Below are 16808 nucleotides of genomic sequence, written 5' to 3'. Positions count from 1 at the left end.
AGGAGAAAGCATGAACCAAGAATTGATGCAGGCATCCTCGGAGCTGCTGGATACCCTTTCGCAATTACTCGACGAATCGACTCCGCAAGAACTTTTGCCGATGATTGCAAAAGTCGCATGCCAGGTTTTGGATGCGGACGCAGCTGTGCTTGAAATTCCGGCGGAGCTCGCAGATGAACCATTCCGTTTTGCCTATCCTACGTCGGTTGCAATTTCTTCGAGCGCCGTGCGCCGAGCACGTGAAGAAAAACGTGCGGTTCTTTGGAACCAGGCCGATGGCGACATAGCCGATATTTCGAAGTCGATTGTGAAGAACAAGCTCACGAGTATCATGGTCGCTCCTTTCCAGACTCCGACGACCGATATCGTTTCGGGCTTTTTGTACTTGCAGCGCGAATCGCGCAAGGATCCGTTCGGAGATTTCGAAAAGAAGCTCTTTGATAAGTTCGTCTCGGTTTCCGAAAAGATTGCTTTCTCCGCATACAACCGCCAGACCGACAAGGAATCTTTGGACGTGCTTCGCGGTGTAACCCGTAAAGGTTCGATCGTTTTTGCGTCCCAGGCGATGGCGGATATTATTTCCAAGGCAGAAAAGTTTGTGGCGCTCCCGGCGCCTGTGATTATTCGCGGTGAAACGGGTACGGGTAAAGAAGTTCTTGCCCGTTGGCTGCACAGCCAGAGCCCGCGCGCGGAAAAACCTTTTGTGGCGATCAACTGCGGAGCGATTCCAGAGAACCTGATCGAATCCATTTTGTTCGGTCATGTGAAGGGGTCTTTTACCGGTGCAATCGACACGCGCAAGGGCGTTTTTGAGGAAGCCGAAGGCGGTACGCTTTTCCTCGATGAAATCGGTGAACTTCCGTTGAACATGCAGGTAAAGCTTTTGCGAGTGCTGCAGGAACATCACATTACACGCGTCGGCGATAACCGTGAAATTCCGGTGAATGTGCGCATTATTTCGGCCACGCATGTGAACCTCGAAGAAGCGATGAAGGAACATCGTTTCCGTGAAGATCTTTATTACCGCATTCAGGTGATGTCGATCGACATTCCTCCTCTGCGTGAACGCGGTCAGGACGTTCTTTTGCTCGCCGAAGATTTTGCCAAGCGCTATGCTGCGGAATACGGACTTGGAAAGTTCCACTTCTCCCGTGCGGCGGAAAAGGTTTTGCTCGCCTATTCTTGGCCGGGTAACGTCCGTGAACTTGAAAACAAGGTGCAAAAGGCGCTCGCTCAGGCGGATCGTCGTATCATTCAGCCGAAGGATCTTGAACTCGATGTGCTTCGTGAACGCGTGAAGGAATCTCCGAGAACGCTCAAGGAAGCCCGTGAAATTTCGGACCGTGCCGTGATCGACGCAGCCCTGCGTGATTCGAACGGAAACCTGACTTTGGCAGCGACCATCTTGGGCATTGACCGTAAGGTGCTCCGTGAAATCATGGAACGTCTCGATATCAAAAAAGAAGATTACAAGAAGCCTTCGGGGAAAATAAATCCGAAGACTGATTTTTTGATTATTTTTTAGGACGAACCTGGTTGAGGGCAATTTGAATTGGCATAATTATTGCGAGATGTAAGGTATGGTCATGAAGAATTTCTGCATATCCGTTCTGCTCGTCACAGCGTTAGGAGTCGCTGCGTATGCCCAGTCCATGCCCGAATCGCAGGTTTCTAGCCCTGTCGAAGAGTCGGTATCCTCGGACCGATCCTCTTTGGATGCGAAAAACGCCTCTTGGGAGCAGAAACGTGCAGAACGCCGTGCTGCGCGAGAAAAAATTCTCGCCAAACTGCGTGAAAGTTCCTCTCAGGAGAAGGCTTTCGTACGGGAATCGCTCTCGAAAAATCGGGGTGAAATGCCTCGAATGAGGGTTGAATTCCCGAAAAATGAAATGAAGTCTCCCCGCAATTTTAAAGGTGGTCCAGAAAAACGTCCTATGCGTGACGACCGCCGGATGATGGGCCCGGGGCGGGAGATGCCACCGCCGCCTCTTCCTGAGTATGGCGATCCTGATTAATTATTGATGCGGCGCGGGGGATGGTTTCTCCTGTTGGGGTGCGTCCTGTTTTTTACAAACGGGGCGTTTGCGCATGCGGTGCAGGATTCCCTTTTTGAAAAGGCCTTGGACGCGGAAAGCGCAGGCGATGTCGTGCAGACGATCGCCCTTTTGGAACAGGCGAATAGCTACCAGGGAAAGTACAATGCCGAAATCCGCGAAATTTTGGATTCTTATTATGAAGCCCTGCAGATGAAGGATTCTTCCACAAGGGATTCTGCGGTTTCTTTTGCATCGGAAGACTCGGCGAAGAATCGGTTGAATTTCCTTTCGCGTGTAGAATTTATCGGAATTAAGTACGATGAATATGGGGATTCGCTCGGGGCGAATGAATATTCGGGCGAAGCTTATTTGCAAATCGGTGCGGAATATGAAATTCGAAGAGGAACCTTATCCCATTTTTTCATGGCAAGTTTTTCCACGGTCCAGTTTATGCGGGAAGACAGTACCGTTTTTGATACGAGCCGTTGGGCCTTTACGCCGAGTCTTGAATATACGGTCCAAGGGGATCGATTTGTGGCGAGCCTGGGCGGTGATGTGAATATTTCCGAGAGGGATGGCGCTGTGTTCGGAGTCAACCTGGCTGTGGAAAAGGATTTTTACGTTTTGGAGGATTACCGGGCTGGTGTGAGTGCTTTTGGCTATTTGAATGATCGTATTCGGACGCATGCGAAGATCGGCGGTTATTGGGAATACCGTCCGCAGTATGGATTCTGGACAAACCTTTCGCTTTCGGGACGTTTTGAACGCGATACTTCGGTCAGCGCCTACTTTTGGCATTCTACGGATACGGGATTCGGCGGTTTCTGGGAGTATGGGGCAGATTCTTCGATACCGGTTCTCGATTCGGTGCAGGAACGTTATTATTTGGGACGGAATGTAAAAATCGGTCCAGAAGTCCGCATGCAGATGGGTTTCCGTTTCAACAAGATGTTCTCTTTGGATTTTTTGGGTTACTTTTTCTGGTCGTACAATCCGTTTGAAGATGAGTGGATGACTTTTGTCGATGAAGTCGAAGGGCAGGCTGGTTGGGTAAATTTGACGTGGAACCGTGAAATTTTGCAGGGATCGGCACGTTTGCGCTTGAACTGGCATGGTGAACATTTTGGAACCTATTTTTCCGTTTGGACATATTTTCTCCGATATTTGGATTTGCCGAGCGGCCATCCAGAAATCTACGCCTATGCGTATATCCTCGGCGAAATAAGGCTTGGAGCGACTTTCCGCTTTTAAAAAACCATATTTTTTGACATTTGGCACGATATTTGCAATATGTTGGGCATGAAGAAGATGCTCCTTTATATCCTTGTAATGTGTGCGGCAGTATTTGCTAGCGAGGATGAAGAGGTTTCTTCTTTAGACTACAAACTTGCTAATCGTTCTGTCTCCGAGAATGAAATTGTGGATCGCGTCCGCGAGCTCTCTTCGGAATCCCGTTCGTCTTTGGTGGAAATGCGTATGCACCATCAGACGAATCGGATGGAACGCATGGAAGGACGCTTGGAATTCATGTGTGAAAATAAAATGATGAAAATTCGGGAAGACAAGTTCCGACCCAGCGAACAAGTGAAATTTTTCGATAAAGATTCTCAAAAATGAGGCTTGGAATCGCTTGAACATTTTTTTTGAAAAACATATTTTGATTGTACCCCAAACCAAACCCAAGGTCTCGCTCGTTCGAGCGAGGCTTTTTTGTTGCCGTTTGAACGGGTTTATGGGGGAATACGAGCGGTCTACTAGGTTGTTCAAAAGCGATTTTTCTATTTTTTGCGCCGTATGTTTACGGGAATTGTTCAAGCAACTGGTGAAATCGTTTCTTTAGAGAATCGTGGTGATGCGCTTACGATGCGTATTCGCTCGCCGGGATTCTTTAAGGCGTGTAAACTGGGTGATAGCGTTGCCAATAACGGCGTATGTCTTTCAATCGAAAGCCGTACGGATGATGAGGCGACTTTTTGCATGATGCACCAAACTTTGGCGAACACTTCTTTTTCGAGTGCAAAAACTGGAGATTTGGTAAATCTGGAACTCGCTTGCCGTGCGGATTCTTACATGGGAGGCCATTTTGTGATGGGCCATGTGGATACAGCGGTCAAAGTCCTTTCGATAATCCCGCGTGAAACGGGTGGAGAAGTGGAACTTGAGTTGCCGGAGAATTTGAGACGCTATGTAATTCGCCGCGGTTCGATTGCGTTGAATGGAATCAGCTTGACGGTTGCAGAAAAGAATGAGAAGTCGCTTCGCGTGGCAATCATTCCGGATACGCTTTCCCGTACGAATCTGCGTACATGGGAAGTCGGTACCGTGGTGAACGTGGAAGTGGATATGCTCGGCAAGTACATTGAAAATTATTTAGAGGAAAGAGACCGTGCTTAACACGATTGAAGATGCCATCGAAGATTTTAAGAATGGCAAGTTTCTCGTTGTCGTGGACGATGAAGATCGTGAAAACGAAGGCGATTTCATTATTGCGGCAGAAAAGATCACCCCGGAAAAGGTGAACTTTATGTTGCATGAAGGGCGCGGAGTTCTCTGTTGCCCGCTGCCGATGGCCCGTTGCAAGGAACTCGGACTTTCCCGTCAGACTGTGGAAAACACTTCCGTTCTTGGCACACCGTTCACGATTATGGTGGATAAGATTGAAGGCTGCACCACGGGCGTCTCGGCTCACGATCGTGCTGCGACAATCCTCGCTCTTTCCGATCCGAATTCGAAACCGGGTGACTTTGGCCGTCCGGGTCACATCTCTCCACTGTATGCGCAGGAAGAAGGCGTTCTCCGCCGCGCCGGTCACACGGAAGCTGCCGTGGACCTTGCAAAGCTTGCAGGTCTTCGCCCCGCCGCCGCTCTCATCGAAATCATGAATGAAGACGGTACCATGGCGCGCATGCCGCAACTGCAGGAAGTCGCGAAGAAGTTCAACCTGAAAATCATTTCGATCCGAGACTTGATCGCTTACCGCCTTCGCACCGAATCCTTTGTGCAACGCGTTGCCGCTCCGCATGTGCCGACCAAGTTCGGCGATTTCCACGCGATCGGTTTCCGTAGCAAGACAGATGGCTCGGAACATATCGCCTGGGTGGCTGGTGAACTCGACTTCTCGAAGCCGGTCTATGTGCGTGTGCACAGCGAATGCTTGACCGGCGATATCTTTGGCTCCCGTCGTTGCGATTGCGGGGCTCAGCTCGAAAGCGCAATGCGTTTTATCGGTGAACACGGCGGTGTCTTCCTTTACATGAGAAATCAGGAAGGCCGCGGTATAGGTCTTTGTAATAAGCTCCGTGCTTATGAACTCCAGGAACAGGGCCTCGACACGGTCGAAGCGAACCAGCGCCTTGGGTTTAAACCGGATTTGCGCGAATACGGCATTGGCGCTCAGATCTTGAAAGATCTCGGCGTTCGCCAGATGCGTCTTCTTACGAACAATCCTGCCAAGGTGACGGGTATCGAAGGCTACGGCCTCGAAATCGTGGAACGCGTCCCTATCGAAATTCCTCCGACCCCGGAAGATCGTTTTTACTTGCAGACGAAGAAAAAGAAGATGGGTCACATCTTGAACAATTTGGATAAATAAGGAACGATTCCATGATGACAGAAGTCCATACTTACAAGACAAGCCTGAACGGTGAGGGCATGCGCATCGCAATCGCAGTTGCCGATTTCAATACGACGGTGACCGCAGGTCTTCTTTCCGGAGCTGTTTCGAAGCTCGAAGCTCTGGGTGTGAATGCGAAGGATATTTCCGTTGCTCATGTGCCGGGAGCTTTTGAACTCACGGGCGTAGCAAAGCGCTTTGTGGATTCGAAGAAGTTTGACGCGGTGATCGTGCTTGGAGCCGTGATCCGTGGCGAAACTCCGCATTTCGACTGTGTGGTGAATGCGGCGACGAATGGAACGGCGGCTCTCGCTGCGAACGGACAGATTCCGGTGATCTTTGGCGTTCTGACGACGGATACGGTCGATCAGGCGATGTCCCGCTCCGGTCTCAAGGGCGGTAACAAGGGCGCTGACTGTGCCGAAAGTGCTGTGGAAATGGTGAATCTTTACAAGGAACTCGCATGAAGTCTATAAATAGAAGATCGGCTCGTGTGTTCGCCATGGAACTTCTTTATTCCATGGAAATCACGAAACAGCCGGTTGGCAGTTGCGTTGAAGGCGTTTTGATGAGCATGAAGGAAGCTCTGAAGAAGGAACTTCCGGCAGAAATGAAATGCTATGGAATGTCTCTTGTGGACTTGATCCAGGAACACCGTGCAGAACTCGATACGATTATCGCGGGAAAGGCTCAAGGTTGGGATCTCGACCGCATGGCGACTATCGACAAGATTATTCTGAGCATCGCACTCACGGAACTTCAGTACCAGCCGGACGTTCCGGTGAAGGTGGTCTTCGAAGAAGCTGTGCAGATTGCGAATAAGTTTAGCACGGAAGATTCGTCTCGTTTCATCAACGGTATATTGAACCAGTATGCACGTGACAAGGGTATGCTTGCCAAGAACGAACGTGCGGAGGAGAACCAGTGAAGAATATCTCTGAAAATCTGTTGAAGTACTTGACCGCAGGTGTTGCTTTTATTGTGGCGCTTATCGTCTACGTTTCGACGATGGCTCCGACGGTGAGCTTCTGGGACTGCGGTGAATTCGTCGCCTGTGCAAACATCCTCGGTATTCCGCATCCTCCTGGAACTCCGTTCTTTGTGATGCTTTCCCGCGTGATGATAGTCCTTCTTCCATTTGTGGAAGAAATCGCAAAGCGCTTGAACTACATCTCGGCGGTAAGTTCCGCTCTTGCTGTTTTCATCACGTCGCTTTTCGCTTGGGACTTTTTGGCGAAGATTCTCTCTGCGGACAAGCTTGCAAGCAAGGTCTCTGCAGGTCTTCGCAAACTTTCGCTGGCTTCCGCTGGCCTCTGCGCCGGCTTGCTTTTGACCTTCAGCGATACCTTCTGGTTCAGCGCTGTCGAAGCGGAAGTTTACGGCTTTGCGATGTTCATCGTGATGCTCATTTCTTACCTCGCTCTCAAGTGGGTGGACCACAGGGATGATGCCTGGGGAAATCGCATACTCGTCTTTATCTGCTACATCGCATTCCTCGGCGTGGGTGCGCACCTTTACACGCTCCTCACGATTCCGGCTGTGTTCGTTTTGATGCTAATCGTGGAACCGAAAAAGATTTTGCCGCGTATCCCGGTTTGGGTGACGGGTGTTCTGCTTTGCTCGGTGATCTACTATGTAGCGGGCTTTATCGCCATCTCCTTGGTGACGGCGATCGTCCTTGCTGTTTTGTCTTTTGTGAAGACGAGCCATCTCGAATTCAACAAGAGCGTGCGTCTTTCCCTCGCTTTTGCGGTGGTCGCCATGCTCGGTTACAGCTCTCATCTTTACATTCCGATCCGTTCGGAATTGAATCCGGTGATTGATGAAAACGATCCGGAATTGAACTTTAAGGATGACCAGGGTAACCTTCAGCTCGGCAAGCTTTTTGAATCCGAAAACTGGACAGCTTTTAACGACTTCCTCGCTCGTAAACAGTATGGTTCCGAAGGCATGCTTTCCCGCGCTTTCCACCGTCGCGGTCAGGCTGCTCACCAGCTTCTTTCGTTCCCGAACATGGGTTACGGAGGATATCAGATCGCCCAGTATTTGCCGTTTAAGGTCGGTGGAGTTTCCTTTGGAAATGGAACGTATGCGTTCGATCCATCTGAAAACGTTCCGCTCGAACGCTTCGGCTTTTTCTTCCCGACTCAGATGGCGTCGATGGGCGATAATGTCCCGGCTCAGCTCATCTGGTTCTTGATCTTTAACGGTGCGATTGTCGCCGTCTGCGTGTTCTCTTACCGCAGAAATAAGAAGCTCGGCATATACATGTCGCTGCTCTACGGAATATGCTCGATCGGTCTTCTCTTCTACATCAACTTTGCAGACGGTATGCGTATGGATTCTTCTCGCGATTACAAGTACTGGAAGTCCGCGATGGAATCGAATGTGCGGGATCTTGCTCAGGCGGGCATCCTTGTTCCTAGCGTTCCGGATCCGAACGATCTGATCGATATGCGTCAGAAAGTGGAACATGCAAAACTCGCACTGAACACGCTCCGCTACCGTAATGCAAATGCTTCGGAAATTTCCAAGGCAGAACAGAAGCTGAACAATCTCGAAAATTCGAACATTTGGATTTCCTGGAAAAAAATCGAAGCCGCCTATGCGAAGATGGGCCGTCGAGCTCCGTTCCCGGAAGCGGTTCACATTGAAGTCCGCGAACGTGACTACTTCTACACGCCGGCTTACATTTTTATGAGCCTTATCTTCGGTGTCGGCGTCGGCATTCTCGTGTATATGCTCGCGGCGAATGCGGCTGCTTTTGCAGCTCCGGCCGCTGTGGCGTTTGTGCTCATTTGCTCCGTGATTCCGGGCGTTTCGAACTATCACGAACACGACCGTTCTGGTCTTTGGGTGCCGTGGGATTACGCTTACAACCTTCTTATGAGCTGCCGTCCGAATGCAATTCTCTTTACGAATGGCGATAATGACACCTTCCCGCTCTGGTTTGCGCAGGAAGTCGCCGGTATCCGTAAGGACGTGCGCGTTGTGAACCTTTCTCTTGGTAACACGGATTGGTACATCAAGCAGATGCTCGATCATGAACCGATCATGAAGCTCAGCTATGATAAGGAAGGCATCGAAAAGTCGATGGCAATCGGTGATTTGAACGAACGCAATCCGGATCATTATGTGCAGACTTGGGTCGCTAAGGCTGATCGCGTGATTCCGGCACTTCAGGCGCGTATCGAAAGCATGAAGGATTCGACAGGTAACTTCAAGGCGGATGCCGATACGGCGAAACTCAAACAGTACATGGTCATGTACCAGGTTTACAGCGCCTTTAAGGAATGGCAGTCGAAGTCTCGTGCGGGCATTATGCTCACGCAGTACAAGCTCGTGATGGACCTTGCGATGAACAATATCGACCGTCCGCTCCACTTCTCGACGACTGTCGGCATGTCCAACTTTATGGGCCTTGAAAAGTACATGGTTCAGGAAGGCATGATCTACAACTTTATGCAGGGCGATACGACGGACCGTCGTTCTAACAATCGGGACTTTGACCTGGATCGTACGGCAAAGCTTGTTGACAGCGTTTACAAGTTCCGCGGTCTCGGGGATGGTACGGCTTACATCAATGGCGAAACGTCCCGTCTCCTTTCGAGCTACACATCTCTCTATTTGCAGATCGCTTTCCAGATCCGTGAAGAAGTGGAAGCTCTCCTCCGCGATGGTACACCTCTCACGCTTTCAAAGAAAAAGACGATCGATGAAAAGGTCAACTTCGCTCTTCGATTCCTCGACAGGGGTATTTATCAGTTCCCGGAAGAATGGCGCTGCTACTGGGCCGCGGCTTATATCCTGGAACTTGTTCGTGACAAGCAACGTGCTGCGGAATACCTCGACAAGGGCCTCGAAAATGTGCCGGCATACGACGAACAGGGCAGGGCTCGCCTCGAAGGGAACCGTCGCTCTGTGGAATTGATGCGGGAAACCCTCACGGTTGTCCCGGATTCGGCTTCGTCGGACTCTTCCGCAAACGATACGGTCGCTGGGGCTAACTAATCTGGTTTTAGGAAACACGTATGGATTTGAGTCTTGTAATTCCAGTCAAGGAAGAAGAAGAAAATCTTCCGGAACTGATGAAAGAAATTGTGGATGCCATCACTCCGACGGGCAAGTCGTTTGAAGTGATTGTCATCGATGATGGAAGTCGAGATCGTTCTTGGAATGTTTTGCTGGAACTTGCAAAACAGTATGATTTCCTTCGACTGTTCCGTTTCCAGTTCAACTGTGGAAAGGCAGATGCCCTTTCGCTCGGTTTCTCCAAGGCTCGTGGCGAATTGATCGCTACGCTTGATGGAGATTTGCAAGACGATCCGCGTGAAATTCCGAAGATGATGAAGATTCTCGACGAAGGCTATGACCTGGTGTCGGGTTGGAAGGTGCGTCGCCACGATCCGTGGCACAAGACTTGGCCTTCCAAGCTTTTCAATTTGACGGTTTCTGCGGTATGCGGCAAGCGTTTGCACGACTTCAACTGCGGCATTAAACTGTACCGCGCCTCGGTCGTCCGCTTCATCAATCTTTACGGGGATTTCCATCGCTTTATTCCGGTGATGGCAAAGTGGCAGGGCGCCCGTGTGACGGAAATGCCGGTGACGCATCGCGCCCGTGTGCATGGATCTTCTAAGTATGGCGTTTCTCGCTTGGTGTCGGGCTTCTTGGATTTGTTGACCCTTCTTTTCCTCAACAAGTTTGCGACAAAGCCGCTTCACTTTTTCGGCCTTTTTGGACTGCTCTTTTTTCTGTTCGGTGGTGCGGTCTTTGGATACTTCGGTTTTGAATGGTTGAAGACAGGAGCGCTGCATTTGCGTCCGCTGATCGTGGTGGGTGGCTTCTCGCTGCTCATGGGAATTCAGCTGTTCTCGATCGGTTTCTTGGCGGAACTCATGAGTCGTAACAAGGAGCAACGTTATCCGATAGCAGAAACTGTTCGTGATGCCGTTGAAACAGATTTGGAGGAGCGCGTATGAGTTATCCGAAGAGTCTTGTCATCATTCCGACGTATAACGAAAAAGAAAATATCACGCTCATCATTCCCGAAGTCTTGAGGCAGGATCCCTGCCTGGAAGTTTTGGTGGTGGACGACGGCTCGCCCGATGGAACAGGTGACATTGTGGAAGGACTTTCCAAGGAAAATGCAAAGATTCATCTTTTGCGTCGTCCGGGAAAGATGGGCCTTGGTACGGCTTACGTCACCGGTTTTAAGTGGGCTTTGGAAAACGGCTTTGAACGTGTCTTTGAAATGGATGCGGACTTTAGCCACAATCCGAATGACCTTCCGCGTTTTCTCGATGCCGCTGAAGATGCGGACCTTGTGCTGGGCAGCCGTTACAACGGAAAAAAGATCGGCGTTGTCAACTGGGACTGGAAACGTCTTTTGCTGAGTTACTTTGCAAACGTTTATACCCGCATCGTCACGGGCATTCCGGTAAAGGATGCGACGGGCGGTTTTAAGTGCTTTAGACGTTCGGCTCTCGAAGCTTTGGATCTTTCGGGCATGAAGAGTGACGGCTACTGTTTCCAGATCGAAACGACTTTTAAGATTTGGAAAAAGGGCCTTCGCGTCAAGGAAATTCCGATTGTCTTTACCGACCGTGTTCGCGGCGTTTCGAAAATGAGCGGTGGCATTATTTCCGAAGCATTCTTCTTGGTTTTGAAACTGCGTTTTAAGCGCTCCTGATTTTAGGGGAAGTCGATGAGTTCTCCGTTTTCTTGTTCTGTCATCATTGTAGCGTACAATTCCCGCGATTATATTCCGGCTTGTGTCGCTTCGGTTTCAGATGCTCTCGAAAATATCGATTCCGAAATTTTTGTCGTGGACAATGGTTCGTTTGTTCCGATTCTCGAAGAACAAAAAAAGGCGTTCCCGAATGTCCATTGGATTGTCAGTCAGGAAAATCTGGGCTTTGGCAAAGGCTGCAATTTAGCGGCCAAGCAGGCGACAAAGGAAATCCTTTTCTTCATCAATCCGGATACGGTGGTTTCGAAGGGAACTTTTCAGAGAACTCTTGCTTACATGGCTTCTAAAGCGGACGCAGGTGCCGTTGGCTGTAAAATTTTGAATGGGGACGGCACGTTGCAATGGGCTTGTCGCAGGTCGTTCCCTTCGCCTTTTGCCGCAATCTGTAAAACGATCGGCCTTTCGGCTCTTTTCCCCAAGAGTAAGATTTTTGCTTCGTACAACATGACCTATCTGGATCCGAATGTCGAGACGGAAGTGGATGCTGTCAGTGGATCTTTCCTTGGCGTGAAGCGCGAAATCTTTAACCAGCTGAACGGCTTCGATGAAGATTATTTCATGTACGGCGAAGACTTGGACATTTGCTTGCGCATTAAAAAGTCTGGATACCGTAACTACTATTATCCAGGGACGAGCATTCTTCATTTTAAGGGACAGAGCAGTAAAACGCGTCGCTTCCGTACGTTTGTGGACTTCTACATGGCTATGCTCATTTTCGCCAAGAAGCATCACAATTATCACATGCCGACTTTTATCATTGCGCTCGGCATTTTCTTTGCGGCGCTGATCGGCGTGTTCTCGAGACTCGTTCCGCAGTGGTGGAAGATGCTTGTGGATGTGGCAATCGTTGGGCTTTGTGTCCTGCTGTATTCGCTTGCAGCCCCGATCTCGTGTAAAGTAGCTGGCGTACTTGCTCTGTTTACTTGGCTTCCGCTTGCGCTTGCGGGGGATTACGTTTCTTCGAAACTCGACGGGTTTCGCTTGCTCAAATTCTTGCTCCCTTCTGCTGCGGCGGGAAGTGCCGTTTCCGTTTTGCTTTTAGGCACCGAGGCTTCGATTGTGGCGCCTGCAATCGGTGTGGTATTTGGCTGTATTTTTTGGCGACGTCTGCTTTTTTGGCTGGATTATTTTTATCAGATCTTTTCGGGAAAGGCAAAACGTTCCATTTTGCTCGGCGGATCGACCGATGCAATCGACTGCTGGTTTGACCGCTACCATTTGAAACCGGGTTTGAACCTGCTCGGCTGTGTTTCGAACGCTCCGGAAAAGGTGACGGAAGAAAATCGCGAACATTTGCTTGGCGGATTGCGGGATTTGCCGTCGATTTGCAAGCGGACCGGTTGCAAGGAATTGCTCGTCCTTTCGGATTCGAACGGTTTCCGGGAATCCTTTGACCAGGAATGGGTCAAATCGTTGGGAGTCTGTCCAAAGCTCTTGATTGGCACCGAAAACAACTCCGATTATGCCGTTGTGGACTTGAATTACTTCTATTGAGTCGTTCTGCGTAAAAAAAAGAAATTATTTTTATTTTGATAAAAAATAAAAAGGTGAATTATGGATTCTGAAATGCTGTCTCTTTTGTGCACTCCAGATACACGTGAACCCCTCGTGGAAGCGTCCGAAGAAATCCTTTCAAAGGTGAATGCGGAAATCGCTCTGGGAACTCTCAAGAATGTGGGCGGAGCTGCTGTTTCTGAAGCTTTGGAAGAAGCCCTCGTTTCTCAAGATGGCAAAAAGCTTTACCCGGTCAAGAATGGCATTCCGGTTCTTTTGATGGATGAAGCCATCGCACTGTAAAGAATTGAGGTAAATATGGCAACAACAGTAGATTCTCTTCGCAAGGCCATTGGCAAAAAGAAGCAGTCTCAGGCTTTTGCCTGGCTTGCCGATTTGATGCGCTTGAGTGGTGACTTGGACGGTGCCTTGCAGTGCGTAAGGTCCGGTCTTCAGGATTTTCCGGAAAGCGTTGAAGGCCACTTGGTCCTCTCGAAGATTTTGGAAGAAAAACAGGATCTCGATGGTGTAGTCGAAGCTTGCGAAGCTGTGTTGTCGCGTAATCCGTATTGCCTTTCTGCGTTGCGTCGCTTGGGCGATGTCTTTGCCACAAAAGGTGATAAAGGCAACCGAAACTACTATTATCAGTTGTTGCATGATTTAGATCCGCTGGATCCATTCTGGAAGGAAGAATATGCTCCGCAGATCGATATGGCATCGATGGCGCAGGATATGACTCTGGGTGCTGCGGGCGTTGCAACGGCCGCTACCGCAGAACAACCGTCTTTGGATGAAATTTTGAAGGATGAACCCCTGGATTTGGGCGGTGAATCCTTGTTTGAAAAGGCTTCGGAAACGATTGCACCGAAGGCTGAAGATGAAGTCTCAGTTGCCGTGGAAGAATCTCCGGTTGCAGAAGCTCCTGCCGATGAAACCGCTGCAGAAGGATCGCAAACTTCGGAAGATGATCCGTTCTCCGCTCTCGCAAGCCTGATACCTGCAGATGAAGAAAAGGATGCAGAAGTTTCCTTTGACGATTTGGAACACAGCTTGGACGATGCGATAGCGGGCTTTGCCCCGACCGATACGACCAAGGATCAGTTCCCGATGGACGAAATTGACGGCAACGATGTCAATTCTGCTTTGACCGGTATTTTTGGTGCTTCTGAAATGGAAGAATCGGCTCCTACAGCACCTGCTGTGAAAGAAGCTCCGGCGGTGGAAGAAAAGGCTCAGTCTTTGTCCGATGCCTTTGATGATATCTTCGGGGAAGACGAACTTCCGGAAGAATTTGTGCCATCGAAGCCAGCTGCTCCTGTTGCAGAAGCATCTCCGGCTGTTGCAGAAGCTCCGACCGCAGAACCTGCTGCAGAAGAGAATCCGACAACAAGCGACGTTCTGAATTTGGACGAAGCGCTTCCGACTCTCGAAGCCGCTTCAGCAACCAAGACGGAAGAGAGCCTCGAAACCTCAGTCGAAAGTTCGTTCGATACTTTGTTCGGCAAGGATGACGACGATCTTCCGCTGGAAGGAGGCTTTGAAAAGTCTTCCTCTGCAGACGTGGAACTTCCGAAGGCAGAATCTCCGGCTGTTGCAGCAGCTCCGACCGCAGAACCTGTAGCAGAAGAGACTCTCGAAACTTCAGTCGAAAGTTCGTTCGATAATTTGTTCGGCAAGGATTCGGATGACGAACTCTCTTTGGACGAATTGAAGCTTGACGAGGACGTTCCGGCTGTGGAAGGCTCGGTGAATTCTTCCTTCGACAGCATTTTCGGTAAGGATTCGGACGACGCTCTCTTGGAAGATCCGACGACTAGCACGCGTACGCTCGCTGAAATTTATTTTGGCCAGGGCGTTTACGACGAAGCGATCAAGATCTACAAGGATTTGCTCCGTAAGGATTCGGACAACGCTGAATTGAAACAGCGTCTTGCTGAAATCGAAAAGATTCGTGACAACAAAAATTTGAATTAATTCCGTTACCACGGAGTGTTTCATGGGTGCATTGAAAATTGAACAGCTTTTGCGCTTGATGGCGCAGAAGAAGGCTTCCGACTTGCATATTCGCGTTGGAGTACCTCCGATTTACCGTATTAATGGTGAACTTGTCAAACTCGTCGATACGCCGATCGATGCGATGACGATGGATAGTTTTTTAATGGACATGATGAATCGCGATCAGATGACGCGATTTGAAAACAACAAGGAATGCGACTTTGCCGTGGGCGCCCGCGACATGGGCCGTTTCCGTGTGAACGTTTTCCGTCAACGTGGAACTTCCGCTATGGTGATCCGTCACATTAAGGCTACGATTCCGAAGTTTGAAGAATTGCAACTTCCGCCGGTGATTTTGGAACTCGCCGAACGCAAGCGTGGACTTGTGCTCGTGACGGGTACGACTGGTTCTGGTAAGTCGACTTGCCTTGCTTCGATGATTGACCATTTGAACGACACGGTGGCCGATAACATCATTACGGTGGAAGACCCTGTCGAATACTTGCATAAAGATCGCAAGTCGATCATTTCCCAGCGTGAAATTGGTGTGGATACGAATTCTTATGCGAACGCATTGCGTTCCGCTCTGCGTCAGGACCCGGACGTTCTCCTGGTCGGTGAAATTCGTGACTTGGAAACGATGCAAATCGCTTTGACGGCTGCCGATACCGGTCACATGGTGTTCGCTACGATTCATACGACGAACGCAACCGAAACAATCGCCCGTGTGCTTTCCATGTATCCGCCGCATCAGCACGATGAAGTACGTTTGCTTTTGGGTGAATGCTTGGCGGGTATCATCAGCCTTCGCCTTTTGCCGACCGCAGACGGAACAAGTCGAGTGCCTGCTGCAGAAATCATGATCAATACGGCCGCAATCCGCGAATACATGATTGATAAGGATAAGACGAGCATGATCGAAACGGCCATCGCCGAAGGTCACATGCAATATCACAGCCAGACCTTTGACCAGTCCCTCTTGGATCTGTACAGCAACAATAAGATTACTTATGAAGTAGCACTGGCGGCTGCGACAAACCCGGATGACTTTGACCTGAAGGTGCGCGGTATTTCGGGAACATCGGACCGCGGATGGATGTAATATGAGAATTTATGTGGCGCAGATGGAAGTGGTTCCCGGAAATCCGGAGAAGAACTTTTCCACGATGCAAAAATTCATTGGCGAAGGCGTTCAAGCCTCTGCCGATTTAATTGTATTCCCGGAAATGTGTGTTCCGGGATATTTGCTTTCGGACCTTTGGGAAGAAAATTCCTTTGTCGAACGTTGCATTCAAGTGAATGAATCTGTCCGCGAACTTTCGAAGAATGTGGACATTCTTTTTGGCAGCGTGGCGAAGGAAGAAGAGAACGGTGAAAATGGCCGTTCCCTTCTTTATAATGCGGCTTATTACGCTTCGAAGGGAAATTTCAAGACTCTCGTCGACTGCCAGGGCATACAAAAGAAATTCTTGCCGAAGACGCTGCTTCCGAGTTACCGTGAATTTGAAGAACCGCGTTATTTCTCTGATTTGAGAAAGCTCGCTCAGACGAACGGAATACCGGTTTCGGAAATTCTCTGCCCGGTCGAAGTGAACGGTGTAAAGCTTGCCATTACGGTTTGCGAAGACGGTTGGGATTCTCTTTACAAGATCAAGCCGTTTGAAATTTTGCAGAAGAAGATTTCTTCGGGCGATTTGATGATCAATATTTCTTGTTCGCCGTATACGCAGGGCAAGGACAAGGCGCGTGACCGCGTCTTTGGCGCACATGCGAAGAATGCGAACGTGCCACTCCTTTATGTGAACGCAGTCGGTACGCAGAACAACGGCAAGAATATTTATGCGTTTGAAGGCGATTCGAGCGTTTATAATGCGATGGGCGAGAGCATTTTCTCGCTTCCGATTTTTGAAGAACACGG

General features: G+C 49.7%; 16 protein-coding genes. All 16 read left to right on the top strand.

The features are described from left to right. Positions 1 to 10 precede the first annotated feature (10 nt). A complete protein-coding gene (locus tag MR847_RS02755) occupies positions 11 to 1525 on the top strand; it encodes a sigma-54 interaction domain-containing protein (RefSeq protein ID WP_287722883.1) in 1515 nt (504 codons plus the stop codon). A 61-nt stretch (positions 1526 to 1586) separates the two neighbouring features. Beyond that, positions 1587 to 2015: a hypothetical protein gene (locus MR847_RS02750; protein ID WP_287722882.1), complete on the top strand. Its 429-nt coding sequence runs from the start codon at positions 1587 to 1589 to the stop codon at positions 2013 to 2015. Between the two features lie 78 nt (positions 2016 to 2093). Beyond that, a complete protein-coding gene (locus MR847_RS02745; protein WP_106519003.1) occupies positions 2094 to 3287 on the top strand; it encodes a hypothetical protein in 1194 nt (397 codons plus the stop codon). A gap of 48 nt (positions 3288 to 3335) precedes the next feature. Next, positions 3336 to 3653: a hypothetical protein gene (locus MR847_RS02740; protein WP_287722881.1), complete on the top strand. Its 318-nt coding sequence runs from the start codon at positions 3336 to 3338 to the stop codon at positions 3651 to 3653. A 177-nt stretch (positions 3654 to 3830) separates the two neighbouring features. After that, positions 3831 to 4430, top strand: a complete 600-nt coding sequence (locus MR847_RS02735; protein WP_100424647.1) for a riboflavin synthase — start codon at positions 3831 to 3833, stop codon at positions 4428 to 4430. Next, positions 4423 to 5628 (top strand): bifunctional 3,4-dihydroxy-2-butanone-4-phosphate synthase/GTP cyclohydrolase II, encoded by a 1206-nt coding sequence (locus MR847_RS02730; protein ID WP_277002378.1) that lies wholly within the window; start codon positions 4423 to 4425, stop codon positions 5626 to 5628. Before MR847_RS02735 ends, MR847_RS02730 begins: the two co-directional genes overlap by 8 nt. 11 nt (positions 5629 to 5639) lie before the next feature. Beyond that, positions 5640 to 6116, top strand: coding sequence for a 6,7-dimethyl-8-ribityllumazine synthase (gene ribH / locus MR847_RS02725; RefSeq protein WP_241899412.1), 477 nt, complete (start codon positions 5640 to 5642; stop codon positions 6114 to 6116). Beyond that, entirely contained in the window at positions 6113 to 6577 is a 465-nt protein-coding gene (nusB, locus tag MR847_RS02720) for a transcription antitermination factor NusB (RefSeq protein WP_287722880.1), read from the top strand. The genes ribH and nusB overlap by 4 nt, the downstream gene beginning before the upstream one ends. Then, a complete protein-coding gene (locus MR847_RS02715) occupies positions 6574 to 9660 on the top strand; it encodes a glycosyltransferase family 117 protein (protein ID WP_287722879.1) in 3087 nt (1028 codons plus the stop codon). The genes nusB and MR847_RS02715 overlap by 4 nt, the downstream gene beginning before the upstream one ends. Before the next feature lie 20 nt (positions 9661 to 9680). Beyond that, the gene (locus MR847_RS02710; RefSeq protein WP_100424644.1) at positions 9681 to 10631 is read left to right on the top strand and encodes a glycosyltransferase family 2 protein; all 951 of its coding nucleotides are present in this window, start codon (positions 9681 to 9683) and stop codon (positions 10629 to 10631) included. Further along, on the top strand, positions 10628 to 11341 hold the full coding sequence (locus tag MR847_RS02705) for a polyprenol monophosphomannose synthase (protein WP_100424643.1): 714 nt from the start codon (positions 10628 to 10630) through the stop codon (positions 11339 to 11341). Before MR847_RS02710 ends, MR847_RS02705 begins: the two co-directional genes overlap by 4 nt. A 15-nt stretch (positions 11342 to 11356) precedes the next feature. Further along, positions 11357 to 12895, top strand: a complete 1539-nt coding sequence (locus MR847_RS02700) for a glycosyltransferase (protein WP_100424642.1) — start codon at positions 11357 to 11359, stop codon at positions 12893 to 12895. Positions 12896 to 12967: 72 nt separating this feature from the next. Then, a complete protein-coding gene (locus tag MR847_RS02695; protein WP_241899410.1) occupies positions 12968 to 13198 on the top strand; it encodes a Trm112 family protein in 231 nt (76 codons plus the stop codon). Positions 13199 to 13213: 15 nt separating this feature from the next. Then, on the top strand, positions 13214 to 14869 hold the full coding sequence (locus tag MR847_RS02690; RefSeq protein ID WP_287722878.1) for a hypothetical protein: 1656 nt from the start codon (positions 13214 to 13216) through the stop codon (positions 14867 to 14869). 22 nt (positions 14870 to 14891) lie between these two features. Then, complete coding sequence (locus MR847_RS02685; RefSeq protein ID WP_100424639.1) at positions 14892 to 15992, top strand: type IV pilus twitching motility protein PilT; 1101 nt, start codon at positions 14892 to 14894, stop codon at positions 15990 to 15992. Position 15993: 1 nt separating this feature from the next. Next, the coding region (locus tag MR847_RS02680) for a nitrilase-related carbon-nitrogen hydrolase (protein ID WP_287722877.1) at positions 15994 to 16808 on the top strand (815 nt) is incomplete at its 3' end.

The sequence above is a fragment of the Hallerella sp. genome (assembly GCF_022776125.1).
Classification (GTDB): Bacteria; Fibrobacterota; Fibrobacteria; order Fibrobacterales; family Fibrobacteraceae; genus Hallerella; species Hallerella succinigenes.
This window is presented reverse-complemented; position numbering and strand designations above follow the sequence as displayed.

Coding starts and splice junctions, on each gene's coding strand:
- MR847_RS02755 (WP_287722883.1), top strand. CDS start 11: ATGAACCAAGAATTGATGCAGGCATCCTCGGAGCTGCTGGATACCCTT.
- MR847_RS02750 (WP_287722882.1), top strand. CDS start 1,587: ATGAAGAATTTCTGCATATCCGTTCTGCTCGTCACAGCGTTAGGAGTC.
- MR847_RS02740 (WP_287722881.1), top strand. CDS start 3,336: ATGAAGAAGATGCTCCTTTATATCCTTGTAATGTGTGCGGCAGTATTT.
- MR847_RS02735 (WP_100424647.1), top strand. CDS start 3,831: ATGTTTACGGGAATTGTTCAAGCAACTGGTGAAATCGTTTCTTTAGAG.
- ribH (WP_241899412.1), top strand. CDS start 5,640: ATGATGACAGAAGTCCATACTTACAAGACAAGCCTGAACGGTGAGGGC.
- nusB (WP_287722880.1), top strand. CDS start 6,113: ATGAAGTCTATAAATAGAAGATCGGCTCGTGTGTTCGCCATGGAACTT.
- MR847_RS02710 (WP_100424644.1), top strand. CDS start 9,681: ATGGATTTGAGTCTTGTAATTCCAGTCAAGGAAGAAGAAGAAAATCTT.
- MR847_RS02705 (WP_100424643.1), top strand. CDS start 10,628: ATGAGTTATCCGAAGAGTCTTGTCATCATTCCGACGTATAACGAAAAA.
- MR847_RS02700 (WP_100424642.1), top strand. CDS start 11,357: ATGAGTTCTCCGTTTTCTTGTTCTGTCATCATTGTAGCGTACAATTCC.
- MR847_RS02695 (WP_241899410.1), top strand. CDS start 12,968: ATGCTGTCTCTTTTGTGCACTCCAGATACACGTGAACCCCTCGTGGAA.
- MR847_RS02690 (WP_287722878.1), top strand. CDS start 13,214: ATGGCAACAACAGTAGATTCTCTTCGCAAGGCCATTGGCAAAAAGAAG.
- MR847_RS02685 (WP_100424639.1), top strand. CDS start 14,892: ATGGGTGCATTGAAAATTGAACAGCTTTTGCGCTTGATGGCGCAGAAG.